We start from the raw sequence: 17,045 nt of genomic DNA on the forward strand, positions 1-17,045 counted from the left end.
TTTACTTTAGACTATGTTATACATGATTAGTAAACCTTATAACGTCGCGGGGTGGAGCAGTCTGGTAGCTCGTCGGGCTCATAACCCGAAGGTCGGTGGTTCAAATCCGCCCCCCGCAACCAAAAAATATTTTTAAATCTAAAAGATAAAGTATAAAGTCCTTATATATAATTGCCGGGGTGGTGGAATTGGCAGACACACAGGACTTAAAATCCTGCGGTAGGTGACTATCGTGCCGGTTCAAGTCCGGCCCTCGGCACCATTTGCGCCCGTAGCTCAATTGGATAGAGCGTTTGACTACGGATCAAAAGGTTAGGGGTTCGACTCCTCTCGGGCGCGCCATTATATACTCAGCTGACGAAGAGATTCGCAGGTTATTTTAAACAAGAACGGGAAGTGGCTCAGCTTGGTAGAGCACCTGGTTTGGGACCAGGGGGTCGCAGGTTCAAATCCTGTCTTCCCGACCATTATATGCGGGTGTAGTTTAGTGGTAAAACCTCAGCCTTCCAAGCTGATGTCGTGAGTTCGATTCTCATCACCCGCTCCATTTAACTCAAAAGTATTGGACAACCTTACTTTTGTCTTATTACTATAACAAATAGAAAATCAATAATATTATTCCACAGTAGCTCAGTTGGTAGAGCAATCGGCTGTTAACCGATCGGTCGTAGGTTCGAGTCCTACCTGTGGAGCCATTATTTTTATTTATGTTTTTCATAAAAATATAAATAAATTTTAAAATTTAACTCTGTTTAATATCATTTTTGATTTTTGCTGCTGTTGCTCCCTTTCCGTGAGAGTATCTCACCATCTTCAAAAATTAAATGTATAATAAAACAACGTCATCCTTTAACACAGCCTAAAATTATATAAATTGGCCCGTTGGTCAAGTGGTTAAGACACCGCCCTTTCACGGCGGTAACACGGGTTCGAATCCCGTACGGGTCACCAATCTTTTATATTTTAAGTTAGAAGATAGATATTAAAACTCAATAGAAACCTATAACAACCCAACCTCTTATCTCTAAAATGGAGGATTAGCTCAGCTGGGAGAGCACCTGCCTTACAAGCAGGGGGTCGGCGGTTCGAGCCCGTCATCCTCCACCATAGTATCTTTATTTAAGAGCCATTAGCTCAGTTGGTAGAGCATCTGACTTTTAATCAGAGGGTCGAAGGTTCAAGTCCTTCATGGCTCACCATTTTATTTTTTGGGTATAAGAAGATTTTATTATCGCTTCAAATAATAAATATGAAATCTCACTTCAACTTTTCATCTCTAAAACGCGGGTGTGGCGGAATTGGCAGACGCGCTAGACTTAGGATCTAGTGTCTTATGACGTGGGGGTTCGACTCCCTTCACCCGCACCATTAAATTGATTTTTATAATATTAAATCTAGACAACTTTATAAAATATTTACTGTTAGTACCAATTTGGTATTAACAGTTTTTTTATTCTTTTGGTTATGTCACAGGATAGTGTTATTTTAGTATAAATATATTTTTGTGGATGATGTGAGACTACCGGAAAATTCATAAGATTTATTTTGAGAGTTACCATAGATATAATAGAAGCCATAGACAGAAAAAATCAACGCTAATGATTAACAAACCATTTCAATGGGTTAATTAAATAATTATTTCAGGTGATAGTTAAAAAACAACTATGGATACGTAGTTTTGGATATTTATGGTATAATTTCTTTAGAAGTAGAGTTAATGTTATTGTAAAGAGAAAGGAGAATAATTATGTCTAGAGACTTAATTGGGGATATGCTTAGAAAAGACAAAGAAAACGAAGGTGATTTACCATTAAAAGGAAAAGGAAAGCCTTTATCACGAGAAATATTAGAAGGGGATGCATTAGATAGGACCGTTAAAAATGCTGGTTTTTTGCCTGAGTGGATTAGATTGCAACAAAAAATTCGTGATCGTTTAATTCTTACTAATAATGAGAAATGGAATGGATTAGCTTTAGATAAATTGGAAAATGAAGTAGCTTCCATTAATGATTTAATAAAGAAATACAACAAGATTTGTCCTACAAAAATGCAAAAAATGTTATTAGATCCTACACGACTAGAATCGCAATTAAGAAACTGGGAATAGTTTTCTAACGTACGTTTATGTACATACTGCCAGTAGAATAAATTAGTATTTTATGTATTATGAGATTAGTATATTATTTTTAGTATTAATCTATTTTGTTTGTTCTTCCAGCTCTTCTTATATATCATTTTTAACTCATTATGATAATAGACAAAATATAACTTTGCTATATTCCTTAAAAAAATTTTCAGAATTCTATTGCAATTTTTAATAATTAAATGTATTATAATTGCGAAAGCGGTTTCATAAATAATTTACTACTTGATTTATTTTATGATTATATTCCTACAATTAAACTTATTTTAATCTACAAAATCTTACATCTAATTAATTCACCTATGTATTATTACATTATTTCTATATTTGTAAGCGATTTCATTATTTTTTCTTATATTTTTTTGTAAATTAAGAAACCGGTTTCGTAATTAGTATTTAGAGTAAAATCTGTTTTGTTCCTTGTTCTCTGTCGTCTCGTTTTTCTGCTTTTGTTTTTAAATTTTATTCTGTAAATCATTAAAGGGGGAATTAAGTTGAAAGGGAAAAGTTTACTTTTATTGTTGTCCGTTGTAGTTCTATCCATTTCTCTAGTAGCATGTGGAAACAATGAAGATACTGGTGGCAGTGAATCTGTTGAATTAGATTTTTGGGTTTTCGGTAGTACGGGGTACGATGATTTGGTAGATGAGTATAAAGAAATTGCACCAAATGTAACTATTAATTTCAATCAAGGAGAAATGGATGATACGCATAATAATCTTTTTACCTCTTTATCAGCAGGCAGTGGGGCTCCTGACATTGCAATGATAGAGGTAAGTGAGGTTGCAAGATTCCTTGAGGCAAGTGATAAGTTTCATAACCTATTTGACTATGGAGCTGAAGATGTTGCTGGAAATTATTTAGATTGGAAATGGCTCCAAGCACAAAATGTAGATGGGGATTTCCAATTAGGTTTACCAACAGATATTGGACCTACAACAATGTTTTACAGAACAGATGTAATAGAGGCAGCTGGATTACCAACAGATCCAGAAGAGCTAGCTGCTGAAATTGATACTTGGGATGCATTCTATGAAGCTGCGAAAACCATAAAAGAAACTACAGGAAAGCCTATATCAGATAGTCCGACGTTAGTTTTTAATGCTATACGTGATCAACAGTCTCAGCAATATTTTAATGAGGATAACGAATTAATTATAGAGAATACAGTAAAAGATGCATACGACTTTACAACAAAAATGCTACAAGAAGGACTAATCGGTCAAAACTCGTTATGGACGGCAGAATGGGGAAGTGCAATGGGAGAAGGTAGTTATGCCATTTTACCTGGGGCTCCTGCATGGATGATTGGAGTCGTGAAAGATAATGCGCCAGATGCTAGTGGTAATTGGGCTTTAACGACTATACCTGAAGGGGCTGGGAATTGGGGAGGTTCCTTCTTAACAATACCAGCTGAATCCGATCACCCACAGGAAGCATTTGATTTTATAGCATGGTTAACAGCACCCGAACAACAACTAAAATCCTTCCATGGAATGGGGTTATTCCCTTCAGCACCTGATGTTTATGATGATGAGGAATTTTTAGATACTACAGATGATTATTTTAGTGGTGCTCAAACGGCAAAAATATTTGCTGAGGCTGCTGAATCAGTTGTAGAGGTTTATATGGGAGTAAATTACGGCACTGTAAATACGGAGATTGAAACAGCAATCATGAATGTTGCGGAAGATGGTGCAGATCCTCAAGGTGAATGGGAAGCTGCAGTACGTCGTATCGAACAACAATTAGAAAGACAATAAACAGAAACAAAAATAAGCGGTCTATCGTCAATGACATGGACCGCTTAGAGATTAGTAGAAAGGGGGAGGAGCATTGGCACAAATAGAGATGAATAAACAAACAGCTCCAAAAGATTCGCCCTTAAGTGAAAAGAAAAAAGAATCCTTCCACGGTTATTTGTATATATCGCCGTTCTTTGTCTTATTTGCTATCTTTGGCTTATTCCCTATTCTATTTAGTTTTTACCTAGCATTCCAAAGATGGAATGGATTAGGGGAAATGGAATTCATGGGCCTACAAAACTTCAAATGGATATTAACGGATCCACTCTTTTGGAAAGCATTATCAAACACTATGATCATGTGGGTCTTAGGAACCCTTCCACAGTTAGTTATCGGAATTATTTTGGCCTATGCATTGAACTCAGTATTAATCAAATTTAAAAGCTTTTTCAGAGTTTCCATATTTATGCCTTATGTAACCTCGACAGTAGCTGTTGCTATCGTATTTGGTATTATGTTTAACAGCCAAGAGTTTGGGTTAGTAAATGCCATCCTAGGAAATTTTGGGTTTGATCCAATAAATTGGGGTAGTTCTGAGTGGGGAGTTAAAATAGCTATTTCGACAATGGTATTTTGGCGTTGGGTTGGATATAATACAATTATTTATTTAGCAGGCTTACAAGGAATTCCAAATGATTTATATGAAGCTGCAACAATTGATGGTGCATCTATTAGGCAGAAAATACAGTATATAACTATACCAATGCTACGACCGATTATCATATTAACTGTATTTACTTCCACTATTGGGGCACTCCAATTGTTTACTGAACCTTTGATTTTTATAGGGCGAACGTATAGAGAAGAAGGAATAACCGTTGTTCTTTATTTATACCGAGAAGCCTTTTCAAATTCAGCCTTTGGTCCAGCTTCAGCAACAGCAGTTATCTTATTTGGAATAATCATCATTTTTTCTACAATAAATGTCATCATAGCAAATCGGCTTGCGCGGTAAGGGGGATTTCAAGTGAATCAATCAAACAAAATTAATACGTTCTCCATTTCAAGATTATTTGTATATACCCTGCTAATTATCGCTTCCTTTTTATCCATTTTTCCGTTTTATTGGATGTTTGTAATGGCAACAAATCATAACAGTGCAATTAACAATTTACCACCTGCAGTTATTCCTGGTTCTCAACTAGTAACAAACTTTACGAATGTAATTAACACAATAGATTTCTTTGGAGCAATATTAAACTCGTTAATAGTAGCAACCTTTGCAACGGCAGGAACATTATTTATTTGTTCATTAGCTGGATTTGCATTTGCAAAATTACACTTTAAAGGAAAAAACATTCTATTTATAGCAATCTTAGTAACAATGATGATTCCACCACAGCTAGGATTAATTCCACAATATATTATTATTACAAAACTAGGGTGGCTTAATGATTTAAGAGCAATCATCGTACCAGGTCTGATAGATGCTTTCGGAATATTTTGGATGAGGCAATATATTAGTAGTAACGTTCCAGATGAATTGATGGATGCTGCCAAAATAGACGGCTGCTCTACATTCAGAGTTTATTGGAATATAACAGTGCCTGTTATTATACCTGCTTTTGCAACTTTAGCTATCATTAAATTTATGTACATGTGGAATGACTTTTTATGGCCATTAGTTGTATTACGGGATCAATCATCGCACACAATACAAGTTGCATTAAGAGGACTCATTGACAACTATGTACGAGATAATGGTATGATTTTATCAGGAACTTTTTGGGCAACTGTACCATTAGTTATTGTATTTTTACTGTTAAATCGATTATTTATATCGAGTTTAACAGAAGGTGCAGTAAAAAGCTGAATCTATTACTTTCATAAAATATATGAGCTAGAATAGAAGGGATAACTATGAGATTAACCATTCGAGATATAGCAAAAATGGCAGGAGTCTCTCCTGCAACAGTATCAAAAATTATTAATAACTATGGTGAAATTAGCAGCACTACAAAGGATAAGGTAAATCGAATTATTGAAGAAACTGGTTATAAACCTACATTTTCAGCAAAGGCATTAGCAACGAAGAAGTCAAATTTAATCGGAATTATTTATGCAGGAAAAGTAAATGTAGATTTAAATCATCCATTTTTCAATGAAGTTATAAACCATTTTAAAAAAACTGTAGGTAAGCTAGGGTATGATCTTCTTATTTTTAGTAATGAAAGGTTTGCTCAAGAACAAGAAAATTATCTCCCACGTGCTAGACACTTTCACGTGGATGGTTGTCTGATTATTGCTGGGGAAGAAATACAATCTGCTATTTATGAATTAGATCAAAGTGACATTCCTTGTGTTGGTGTTGATATTCAACTTACTGGACCCATGTCAAGCTATGTCATGACCGATAATGAAAAAGTTTCTACTAAGGTAGTGGAACACTTATACTTACATTCTGTGAGGGATATTGCTTATATTGGAGGTAAGAAAAAATCTCCTATAGCACAAATAAGGTTAAAGGGATTCTTGTCAGCAATGAATCAATTTGGTCTTGAAGTGAAAGAGGAATGGATTCATTTTGGAGATTTTTTTGAAGAGAGTGGATATGAAGCAATGACGAAAATACTCGAGTCATCAACACATCCTAAGGCTGTTTATGCTACTTCTGATATGATGGCTCTTGGTGCCATTCAAGCAATAAAAGATAAAGGACTAAGTGTCCCACATGATATTCGAGTGGTAGGATGTGACGATATTGATGCATGTCGCTACAGTGAACCGAAGCTTACAACAATAAAACAAGATAAAGAGAAGCTAGGAAAGCTTTCTGGTCATATGCTTCACGATTTAATTGATAGAAAGATTGAATCAAAAGAAATTCAAGTAGATCCTGAGTTAATTATTAGAGAGTCTTGTGGATCCGTAGTTAAACCTACAATCAATATTGTAAGGCAAAATTGTTAAAAATGTATCAATTTTATAGGGAGGAGGGGAGATATTGGGGAAATCACAAAGTACTTTTTATCGGATACTTGAAATATTCACCTCTTTCCTATTACTAAATAGTCTTTGGTTAATTTTTTGTCTTCCCTTATTCACTATTTTTTCATCTACAGCAGCTATGATTGGAGTAACACGTAAATGGCTTACAAAAGAAATCGATTTCGGTGTGATCAAGCCTTTTTTACAGCTCTTCAAAGAAAATATGAAACAAGGTATCATTGTTCAAATGTTATGGATAGGAATGGCAATAGTTTTAACTGTTAATTTTATTATCGTATTCCAAAATGAATTTGTAGGGAAAGAAATTATCTTTAGTTTAACAGCGTTCCTCTCCATGATATTTATGCTCATGTCTATCTATCTCCTTCCACTAATGGTGCATTACCACCTTTCATTGAAGGATCTTTTAAAAAATAGTTTGTTTCTTTCGATTGGTTCACTAGGAACTACCTTCTTATGTTTAGGAAGTTTAGTAGCAATCATTGCATTAACCTATATATTTCCTTTTGCAATATTAATTAGTGGAAGTTTAACTTCTATAATTGTTTATCAACTTTGTCATAAAACGTTCGAAAAACATAAAAGTCATTTAAATAATAAGACTGCTTAATTATATATGATGGAATCGTTTGATCACTACGATATTAACTATAAAGAAAAGAAGTGAAAGTATTATTATATTTTTAGACAAATGATTTTGGAGGTTTTATTATGTCTATTATACAATTTCCTACTGAAATGAAATGGGGAGTAGCAACTGCCTCTTATCAAATTGAAGGTGCTGTTAATGAAGATGGGCGTGGACTTTCTATTTGGGATACGTTTAGTCATACTCCCGGAAAAGTTCTAAATGGTGATAATGGTGATATTGCTTGTGATAGTTATCACCGATACGAAGAGGATATTGCTTTATTAAAGGATTTAGGAGTAGATGTTTATCGCTTCTCTATTGCTTGGCCAAGAATATACCCTCAAGGAACTGGAGATGTGAATGAAAAGGGGCTAGCGTTTTATCATAAATTTGTTGATACATTACTAGAGAATGGAATTGAACCCATTTGTACCTTATACCATTGGGATTTACCTCAAGCGTTACAAGACGAAGGAGGTTGGAACAATAGGTCTACAATTGATGCCTTTGTCGAGTATGCAGAGACAATGTTTCGTGAGTTTAAGGGAAAAATAAACTATTGGATTACATTAAATGAACCATGGTGTACTTCCTTTTTGTCTAATTATTTGGGTGTTCATGCACCAGGGTACAATGATTTGCAGCTAGCGGTTAACGTTTCCCACCACTTGCTTCTTGCTCACGGAAGAGCTGTTCAAAAATTTAGAGAGCTAAATATAGAAGGCGAAATTGGATATGCACCGAATACTACTTGGATTGACCCATATAGTAATAAAACAGAAGATATTCAAGCTTGTCAACGTGAAATAGGTTGGTACATTGAATGGTTCATGGATCCTGTTTTTAAAGGGAAATATCCTGAGTTTTTGGTTGAATGGTTCAAAAATAAAGGTGTAAAATTACCTATTAATGAAGGAGATTTAGAGGTTATAAAACAACCTATTGATTTCATAGGAATTAATTATTATAGTGGTCACGTTGGTCGTTATAAAGAAGGTGAGGGCCTTTTTCATTTAGAAATGATAGATTTAGGCTATGAACGAACAGATATTGATTGGCCAATATATCCAGATGGCTTTTACCATGTGTTAACACATATTACAGAAAGATATGGAAAAGTTCCAATTTATATCACGGAAAACGGATCATGCTACAACGAAGAGCCTGTCCATGGACGAGTAAAGGATAATAACCGTATAAAATATTTACAACAACACCTTACATCGTTACATCGTGCTATTCAATCTGGTGTAAATATCAAAGGTTATATTTCGTGGTCATTAATGGATAATTTTGAATGGGCAGAGGGATACAGTAAACGTTTTGGTCTTGTATTTATAAACTTCCGAACACTAGAACGTATAAAAAAAGACAGCTTTTATTGGTATAAAAAAACGATAGAAAATAAGTGGTTTGATCTTTAATCCTTTTGTTGAAAATAAACATAAATTCTAAAAAAATGCCTGTAAGTTAATGTTCGTTAACTTACAGGCATTTTTTATTGTTTTTTTAAAAGACAAGCAGAAAGTATATAATTGACTCTAAAGATAAAAAATTTAAATATTTTCAAACATTGTCTAGTTTTCTTATATAAAGAATAAAATACAAGAGATAATTCTTCATGACATTTGTCATGTCCTTTTTTTGACGTTTGTGACTTAAATAACATTTCCACTATATTTATACTGAATATATGATAGTACGGAATGACGTTTTTATTATATAAGCGTCAATTAAAGGAGGATATGCATGTCTAAAATAAAAATTAACCAATTAAAAAAAGAAGTTTCCCCTTATGAAAAAACAAACACGAAAACGAGTATCATGCAAATTTTTAATACGGTGGGACCATTACTTATTTTATGGTATGCGTCTTATTTAAGTTTGTCAGTTTCATACTTGTTAACGTTACCTATTTTAATCGTAACAGCAGGTTTTATGGTTCGCACATTTATCATTTTTCACGATTGTTGTCATCAATCGTTCTTTAAAGCTCGAAAAGCAAATGATATTTTAGGGACTATTACAGGTATTTTAACTCTTGTTCCTTATGAGCAATGGAAGAATAGCCATTCTATACACCACGCTACTAGTAGTAATCTAGACAAACGAGGCACAGGTGATATGTGGCTGTTAACAGTTGATGAGTACATGGAAGCGTCAATTTGGAAAAAGATAGCATATCGTGTTTATCGAAATCCATTTGTGATGCTTATTATTGGACCTATCGCAGTATTTCTTATTGAATACCGCTTTAATGTTAAAGGAGCAAGACGAAAAGAACGTGTAAATGTATATGTTACAAATATTTCAATAGTGATCCTATATTCAGCGCTATCCTTTATTATTGGTTGGCAGGCATTTCTCATGATTCAAGGGCCGATTTTACTGGTGTCTGGTCTATTAGGCATTTGGCTTTTCTACGTACAGCACCAATTTGAGGATTCTTACTTTGAACACGAAGATGAATGGAGCTACGTTCAAGCTGCTGTAGAAGGAAGCTCATACTACAAACTACCAAAGGTATTACAATGGATAACGGGTAACATTGGCTTCCATCACGTTCATCACTTAAGCCCTAGAGTTCCTAACTATAACTTAGAAGAAGCTCATAACAATACACTTCCGCTACAAAAAGCAACTACCATCACAATTGCTACTAGCTTTAAATCGTTAAGCTATCGATTGTGGGACGAAAAATCAAAAGCATTCATTAGCTTTAAAGAATTAAATCATTACATTCGCAGATCAAAAATGATCGCAAAGCCTGGAGTAGTATTAGAAAAAGAGCCAAAGGTTGAACTTGCTAGAAAAGTAAATTAAAATTAAATTGTAATGTAATAGTTAAAAAGAAAAGAGGGAGATTGTGAGGAATTGGTTTCAAAGATTTCGCAAAAGCACAGGGCTTAGTCCCTTTGTATGGATCGTCTTTTATATACTCCCTTTTTACTTTATTTTGTATGATTCATCTACACTAGAAGTTGTAATAGGTATTTTAATGATTATCGGTTATTTTATATCCTACGTGCTGTCCTTTACTTCTAAAGGATGGCTTGTCTATATTGGTGCTAGTGTTCAAATTGCCATCGCTACTGCCATGAGTTTACTTTTTGGCTATATATACTTTTTCCTCTTTCTAGCATTTTTTATAGGAAATGTGCGACGTTTAGCTGCGTTTATCACTTTTTATACCATTTTGCTTGTAAGTACATTTGCTACTAGCTACTATGGATTTTTTGCTCATGACGTATTCATTACACAATTACCTTTCGTTTTTCTTAGTATTTTAGCAGTAATACTCCTACCAGTAAGTACATACAACAAAAATAAAAAAGAAAAGCTACAGGTAGAATTAGCATCCGCCAATAAAAGAATATCAGAACTTGTGAAGCTAGAAGAACGTCAACGAATAAGTCGTGATTTACATGATACACTTGGACAGAAGCTTTCTTTAATTGGCCTTAAGAGTGATTTAGCTGCAAAATTGATAACAAAAAATCCAGCGCAAGCACGAACAGAAATAAAAGACATTCAAAAAACATCCAGGATAGCTTTAAAGGAAGTTCGAGAATTAGTCATGGAAATGAGAGGCGCTAGGCTCAAGGATGAAATTTTTCGCGTAGATCAGTTATTAAAAGCAGCCCAAATTGATTTTCACATAGATGGGGAAGTAGCTACAAAAAATATTTCATTAATTGCTGAGAATGTCATTAGCATGTGTATAAAAGAAGCAATTAACAATGTAGTAAAGCATAGTAACGCAACACAGTGCTCTATTTTAATCAATCAACTTGAATCTCATTTACAAGTGAAGGTAATAGATAATGGCCGTGGGATGAAAGATTCTTCAACTAAACAAAGTGGAAGTGGATTACAAGGTATGAAGGAACGGTTAGAATTTGTTAATGGAAGTGTAGATATAATTTCAGATAATGGAACTACAATTGTTATTGAAGTGCCAAATAACTATATACAGCAGGGAGAGGGGGCTAATATATGATTAGCGTTGTCATTGCTGAGGATCAAAAAATGCTATTAGGTGCTCTTGCTGCACTGATTGATTTAGAAGATGACATGTCTGTTGTTGGTAGTGCAAGTAATGGGGAAGATGCCCTAGCCTTGGTTAAGGAACATGAACCAGATATTTGTATTATGGATATTGAAATGCCTAAGAAAAGTGGATTAGATGTGGCAGAAGAAATTAAAGATTTTGACTGTAAAGTAATCATTTTAACTACATTTGCTCGTTCAGGTTATTTTCAACGAGCCGTTAAGGCTGGAGTGAATGGTTACATGTTAAAGGACAGTCCAAGCGATGATTTGACTAGTGCAATTCGACAAGTAATGGAAGGAAGACGAATTTATGCCCCTGAATTAGTTGATGAATTTTATAGCCAGGAAAATCCATTAACAGATAGAGAAAGTGAAATTTTAGTATTAATGGCAGAAGGAAAAAGTACAAAAGATATAGCAGAGGTTCTGCACCTTACAAATGGAACAATCCGAAATTATATCTCTACTATTCTCGATAAGCTTGAGGCGAGTAATCGCATTGAAGCAATTACTCGTTTTAAAGAAAAAGGTTGGTTCAACTAACTTTTTGAGGCTGAGATTGTGCCCTTAGCGTAATTGGTCTTGTGGGCTGTCTGAAGCGGAAATCGAATTTAAATTATTTGTATGTTCGTGTTATTGAATGAAATAGTTGAATAAAAATTGACTCAATTTGTAGGAAATTAAATGAAATTTTAAAAAAACCTATTTCTTTTCTTTTTCCCCTGTTAAAATGGAGCAGGACTTAGATTGGAAAGAGGTGTTTTTTTTATGTTATTAGAAGCAATTATTATATTTGTAGCTCAATTATTATATGTTCCAATCCTTACTTTACGTACGATCATGGTTGTAAAGGGACTTAAAGGAAAAGCTGCAAGTATGGGTGTTTTAGAAGGGGTTATTTATGTTGTTGCTATAGGAATTGTATTAAGCGATTTATCAAATTTCTATAATATGGGTGCTTACGCTTTAGGATTTGGTGTAGGTTTATATATAGGAGCAGTAATTGAAGAAAAGCTTGCAATTGGATATGTAACAATTGAAGCTAACATACCAGAAAAAAATCAAGCATTGATTGATCGATTGAGGGAAGTGGGATTTAGTGTTTCTACTTCTTCTGTAGAAGGTATTAACTCCATGCGATATTTGCTATATTGTACTGCAAGAAGAGATAGAGAAAGAGAATTTTATCGTATTATAGAAGAGTATGAAGAAAAAGCTTTTGTTGCGTCCTACGAACCTCGTAACTTTAAAGGTGGCTATATTACAAAAGCCATGAAACGAAGACGTGAGTTGTTTTTGAAAAAAAAGAAAGGGAAAACAACCACAGAAGAATAATAACTACTTAATTTTATGAAATCTAAAATTGATAATGTAATGACAATAATAGATGAAGCTGTTAGTTAAAGGGTATTACTTTCCTTTAAGTGATAGCTTCTTTTTTCGAAAAAATGGGGCAAAAGAAAGCATCCTTGAATTTTATTGATAATTTTAAATACACTTTCCTTGAAATATTTTTCTAACAAAAATATAATAACTTACATAATGTAATTAAATTTATATTATGAATAATCATTAATAATTATCGAATTCTACTTTTGAAGGGGGTAGGGAAAATGGAAAAAAAATATTTTCAAAAGCCATGTATCTATGTAGGGGAAGTAAATATCAATGTAATGGATTTAGAAAAATCTGTACAGTTTTACCAACAATTTATTGGATTTAGTATATTAGAAAAAACAGATAGTAAGGCAATTTTAACAGCTGATGGTAGCAAACCATTATTAACATTAAATAAACCAAAAGATGTCCAAAGAAAACAAACTCGAACGACGGGTTTATACCACTTTGCTATTCTACTTCCAAGTCGTGTGGATTTGTCCTCTTTTTTTAATCACGTAGTACGTAGCGGATATGAAATGGGAGCATCTGATCATTTTGTTAGTGAAGCACTTTATATTTCTGATCCTGATGGTAATGGTATTGAGGTATATAGAGATCGACCTTCATCAGAATGGAGTTGGTCAGATGGGACCGTATCAATGGCTACAGAACCCCTTGATGGTCAAAGTCTTCTTGCGGAAAGTGATGAAGAATGGAACGGATTACCGAAGGATTCTATGATAGGACATATACATCTACACGTTTCTGAGTTAGAAAAAACGGAAAAGTTTTATACAAAAGGGTTAGGATTTGATGTGGTTACTCGTTATCCTGGTGCTCTTTTTATATCAACAGGTGGTTATCACCATCACATCGGTTTAAATGTGTGGAATGGTATTGGGGCACCAGTTCCAGAAAAAAACAGTGTAGGACTTCAATTATTCACACTAGAATTTCCTGATGAAGAAAGCCGTCAAAATACGGTGCACAGCTTAAAGAAAATTGGAGCAACTGTTACACAAAAAGGGGATATCTTTATGACAGAAGACCCTTCAAAGAACTGTATCGTTCTAAGGTGAAATTGATATCCACAAATCTTACAATAACAACGATTTAACGTGAAACTTTCAACCTTCTATTATCGTATAATTAAATGTACCATAGAAGGAAGGGGAAAAGTGAATGAGCAAATATTCCATTGACGAATTTATTAAGCAAACTAAAGAAGATGAGCACGGAAATGATTTTTTTGAATTAGAAACGCCTCGAATACTTGAAGTAAACCTGAACGATATGGTTTGGGCAAAAATGGGATCCATGGTTTCTTATAATGGCAATATAAAGTTTGAACGGGAAAGACTATTAGAGCATGGTGTAGGTAGAATGTTGAAGAAAGCCTTTACTAGTGAAGGTACTTCATTGATGAAAGCACATGGAAATGGTCAATTATACTTAGCTGATCAAGGAAAAAAAATAACTATTCTTGAATTATTTAATGATGAGATTACAGTAAATGGAAACGACCTACTGGCTTTCGAACCAGGAATTCAATGGGATATTAAATTTATGAAAAAAGTTGCAGGTATGATGTCAGGTGGATTATTTAATATTCACTTAAAGGGTAGAGGTTTAGTTGCCATTACTTCACACTATGAACCTTTAACTATACTTGTACGTCCTGGCATTCCAGTCATGACAGATCCTCAAGCAACAGTTGCTTGGTCTGGTCATTTAAAACCTGAAATAAAAACGGATATAAATTACCGAACCTTCTTAGGTCGTGGTAGTGGTGAATCCTTTCAAATGGAGTTTTCTGGTGAAGGTTTTGTCATTGTTCAATCAGTAGAAGAAAGCTTTTCATCTGAAAAATCATAAATATATAGAAGAGCTTCGTTCATTTGTGAACGAAGCTCTTCTTTTATCTTACTTTTCTTTTTTCCCAATTGTAAATGCTTGCTTTAATCCATCTTTAAAAGAGAATTTACCGTACATGAGAACGCCGCCTTTATAAATTCGAGCAGCTATTATATTAAAGATTATTGCACTTAATACGAGGATCCCAAGTATTAATGTAACCTCCCACATTGGGACAGCACTCATTCCTATTCGTAAAAACAAAAGCTGTGGTGTAAAGAATGGCACATATGATAAAACCTGAATGAATGTAGCGTCCGGAGTATTTAATCCAAAAATTGATACAAATAATCCAATCATCGCTAAGAATACTAATGGCTGTAATGCCTGATTCACTTCTTCAGCGCGGCTTACGAGTGCACCTAGCATTGCGGCAATTCCACCATATAAGAAATATCCAAGTAAAATTAGTACTAGTGCCAATACGATTAACCATACATCAATTACTTCAGTAAAAATCATTTTTATAAATTCTTCACCACTTAAATACGAACCAATAATGGCAGCGGCAGCAATAGCTAATAAATTTAGTAGACCTGCTACACCAATTCCAACAATTTTTCCAAGCATTTGCGTAACAGGATTAATACTCGAAACAATTAATTCCATAACCCTAGAGGATTTTTCTGTTGCTACTTCTGTTGCAATCATAGATCCAAATGTTAGAACAATCATGTATATGGCAAAAACGAGGAAATACACCATCCAATATGCTTGCATATGGGTTTCCATCGTTTGAACTTCTCCACCTTCCCGAAGTGGTTGTTCGTTAAATGTAATAGGAGAATAAATAATAGATAATTCTTCTTCATTTAAACCTAGCTCATTAGTAGCAAGGGCTTCTTTCATTCGTTGTACATCTTGATTCACTTCATTCGACATCATAAAATCATTACCATCACTATAGAACTCAGCTTCAATTGTTGAAATATCTCCAGTTAAGTAAAGGACAAAATCATGTCCATTATTCCCAGCATCTTCAATAGCATCATCTAGTTCACCAGTAAAATTTACGTAATTAAATAGCCCGTCATCATAGGAAGCAAGGGTTTCGCCGAAAAAATTATCTGTTAACGTTTCATCTACAACAGCAACGCTAGTAATATCTTCTGATTCATCACTTGAAAATAAATCTATTATGTTTGTAATATTTGTTAAGCCAAGGATGAGCACAACCATAAAAATGGTTGAAATAACAAATGCTTTTGATTTAATTCTTCTTCCAGCAGTATGACTAACGGTTATCCAAAAATTATTCATTTTCTTCCCCTCCAGCTCTATCTATGAAAATATCATGTAAAGAAGGTTCTTCCACTTCAAATTTGCGAACAAAGCCTTTGTCACTTATTGCATAGAAAATATCTTCTGCCACTCTTTCATTTTCTACCTTAATAACTGCACCGTCTTTTGATCTATTAATTTGTAAAACGCCATTAATAGATTCTAAGAAATTCAAATCATAATCTGCAGAGATACTGATGCTTTTCATCCCATAGGAACGCTTAATTTCTCTTAGGTTACCTTGAAGGACTGATTTTCCACGTTTAAGCATTATAATATCCTCACATAGCTCTTCCACATTTTTCATTTGATGACTAGAAAATACAATAGTCGTTCCTGAGTCTTGAAGATCGAGGACGGCTTCTTTTAACATATCGGAATTTACGGGGTCAAGCCCACTAAATGGTTCATCTAAAATCAAAATCTCTGGCTTATGTAATACAGCGGCCATAAATTGAATCTTTTGTTGATTTCCTTTAGATAGTTCTTCTATTTTCTTATTTTCATATTCTGGTACTTGAAAGCGATCAAGCCAATGCTTTATTTCCTTTATAATCTCTTGATTTTTCATTCCTTTTAGCTTCATTAAATAAATCAGCTGTTCCTTCACCGTTAATTTTGGAAATAGTCCTCGTTCTTCCGGAAGGTAGCCAATGAGCTTCGTTCGTCGATAAGATAATCTTTCTCCATCCCAAGTAACTGAACCTCTAGTAGGATCTAATAATCCTAATATCATTCGAAACGAAGTGGTTTTCCCTGCACCGTTTGCACCTAGCATTCCAAACATTTCACCTTTTTCAACTTTAAGAGATATACCATCTACTGCAACGTGATCATTAAAATTTTTTCTAATGTCATTTAATATAAGTGTCATATAAATTTCCCCTTT

General features: G+C 34.2%; 15 protein-coding genes and 10 tRNA genes. 23 read left to right on the plus strand and 2 right to left on the minus strand.

The features are described from left to right. The first annotated feature begins 45 nt into the window (after positions 1-45). The 23 genes from QA612_RS12565 (at position 46) to QA612_RS12675 (ending at position 14,836) form a co-directional block, all read left to right on the plus strand. A tRNA-Met gene (locus QA612_RS12565) sits at positions 46-122 on the plus strand. Between the two features lie 51 nt (positions 123-173). Beyond that, positions 174-262: transfer RNA gene (locus tag QA612_RS12570), tRNA-Leu, on the plus strand. A gap of 3 nt (positions 263-265) precedes the next feature. After that, positions 266-342 (plus strand) — tRNA-Arg (locus QA612_RS12575). Positions 343-390: 48 nt separating this feature from the next. Continuing rightward, a tRNA-Pro gene (locus QA612_RS12580) sits at positions 391-467 on the plus strand. A gap of 6 nt (positions 468-473) precedes the next feature. Further along, positions 474-547, plus strand: a tRNA-Gly gene (locus tag QA612_RS12585). Between the two features lie 72 nt (positions 548-619). Further along, positions 620-695, plus strand: a tRNA-Asn gene (locus QA612_RS12590). 181 nt (positions 696-876) lie between these two features. After that, positions 877-951 (plus strand) — tRNA-Glu (locus QA612_RS12595). An 80-nt stretch (positions 952-1,031) separates the two neighbouring features. Continuing rightward, positions 1,032-1,107: transfer RNA gene (locus QA612_RS12600), tRNA-Val, on the plus strand. A gap of 16 nt (positions 1,108-1,123) precedes the next feature. After that, a tRNA-Lys gene (locus QA612_RS12605) sits at positions 1,124-1,199 on the plus strand. A gap of 84 nt (positions 1,200-1,283) precedes the next feature. Continuing rightward, a tRNA-Leu gene (locus QA612_RS12610) sits at positions 1,284-1,368 on the plus strand. 379 nt (positions 1,369-1,747) lie between these two features. Further along, positions 1,748-2,107 (plus strand): DnaJ family domain-containing protein, encoded by a 360-nt coding sequence (locus tag QA612_RS12615; RefSeq protein ID WP_278284170.1) that lies wholly within the window; start codon positions 1,748-1,750, stop codon positions 2,105-2,107. A 530-nt stretch (positions 2,108-2,637) separates the two neighbouring features. Next, positions 2,638-3,906 (plus strand): ABC transporter substrate-binding protein, encoded by a 1,269-nt coding sequence (locus QA612_RS12620; RefSeq protein WP_278284171.1) that lies wholly within the window; start codon positions 2,638-2,640, stop codon positions 3,904-3,906. 88 nt (positions 3,907-3,994) lie between these two features. Then, the gene (locus tag QA612_RS12625) at positions 3,995-4,903 is read left to right on the plus strand and encodes a carbohydrate ABC transporter permease (protein WP_278284336.1); all 909 of its coding nucleotides are present in this window, start codon (positions 3,995-3,997) and stop codon (positions 4,901-4,903) included. A 12-nt stretch (positions 4,904-4,915) separates the two neighbouring features. Next, complete coding sequence (locus QA612_RS12630) at positions 4,916-5,761, plus strand: carbohydrate ABC transporter permease (RefSeq protein ID WP_278284172.1); 846 nt, start codon at positions 4,916-4,918, stop codon at positions 5,759-5,761. Between the two features lie 47 nt (positions 5,762-5,808). Further along, positions 5,809-6,858, plus strand: coding sequence for a LacI family DNA-binding transcriptional regulator (locus QA612_RS12635; protein ID WP_278284173.1), 1,050 nt, complete (start codon positions 5,809-5,811; stop codon positions 6,856-6,858). Positions 6,859-6,892: 34 nt separating this feature from the next. Beyond that, a complete protein-coding gene (locus QA612_RS12640) occupies positions 6,893-7,507 on the plus strand; it encodes a YesL family protein (RefSeq protein ID WP_278284174.1) in 615 nt (204 codons plus the stop codon). Positions 7,508-7,608: 101 nt separating this feature from the next. Next, on the plus strand, positions 7,609-8,952 hold the full coding sequence (locus QA612_RS12645; RefSeq protein WP_278284175.1) for a GH1 family beta-glucosidase: 1,344 nt from the start codon (positions 7,609-7,611) through the stop codon (positions 8,950-8,952). A gap of 325 nt (positions 8,953-9,277) precedes the next feature. Continuing rightward, positions 9,278-10,351: a Delta(5) desaturase DesA gene (desA, locus tag QA612_RS12650; protein WP_278284176.1), complete on the plus strand. Its 1,074-nt coding sequence runs from the start codon at positions 9,278-9,280 to the stop codon at positions 10,349-10,351. Between the two features lie 43 nt (positions 10,352-10,394). After that, on the plus strand, positions 10,395-11,528 hold the full coding sequence (locus tag QA612_RS12655; RefSeq protein WP_278284177.1) for a sensor histidine kinase: 1,134 nt from the start codon (positions 10,395-10,397) through the stop codon (positions 11,526-11,528). Beyond that, a complete protein-coding gene (locus QA612_RS12660) occupies positions 11,525-12,124 on the plus strand; it encodes a response regulator transcription factor (protein WP_278284178.1) in 600 nt (199 codons plus the stop codon). The genes QA612_RS12655 and QA612_RS12660 overlap by 4 nt, the downstream gene beginning before the upstream one ends. Positions 12,125-12,349: 225 nt before the next feature. Next, positions 12,350-12,916 (plus strand): DUF2179 domain-containing protein, encoded by a 567-nt coding sequence (locus QA612_RS12665; RefSeq protein WP_278284179.1) that lies wholly within the window; start codon positions 12,350-12,352, stop codon positions 12,914-12,916. Positions 12,917-13,194: 278 nt separating this feature from the next. Next, positions 13,195-14,040 (plus strand): VOC family protein, encoded by an 846-nt coding sequence (locus QA612_RS12670; protein ID WP_278284180.1) that lies wholly within the window; start codon positions 13,195-13,197, stop codon positions 14,038-14,040. 103 nt (positions 14,041-14,143) lie between these two features. Then, a complete protein-coding gene (locus QA612_RS12675) occupies positions 14,144-14,836 on the plus strand; it encodes an AIM24 family protein (RefSeq protein ID WP_278284181.1) in 693 nt (230 codons plus the stop codon). A 48-nt stretch (positions 14,837-14,884) separates the two neighbouring features. On the opposite strand, the gene QA612_RS12680 is transcribed toward QA612_RS12675, so the two are convergent. Continuing rightward, a complete protein-coding gene (locus QA612_RS12680) occupies positions 14,885-16,135 on the minus strand; it encodes an ABC transporter permease (RefSeq protein ID WP_278284182.1) in 1,251 nt (416 codons plus the stop codon). After that, positions 16,128-17,030, minus strand: coding sequence for an ABC transporter ATP-binding protein (locus QA612_RS12685; protein ID WP_278284183.1), 903 nt, complete (start codon positions 17,028-17,030; stop codon positions 16,128-16,130). Before QA612_RS12685 ends, QA612_RS12680 begins: the two co-directional genes overlap by 8 nt. Between the last annotated feature and the right edge of the window lie 15 nt (positions 17,031-17,045).

Source organism: Evansella sp. AB-P1, assembly GCF_029688925.1.
Taxonomy (GTDB): domain Bacteria; phylum Bacillota; class Bacilli; order Bacillales; family Salisediminibacteriaceae; genus Evansella.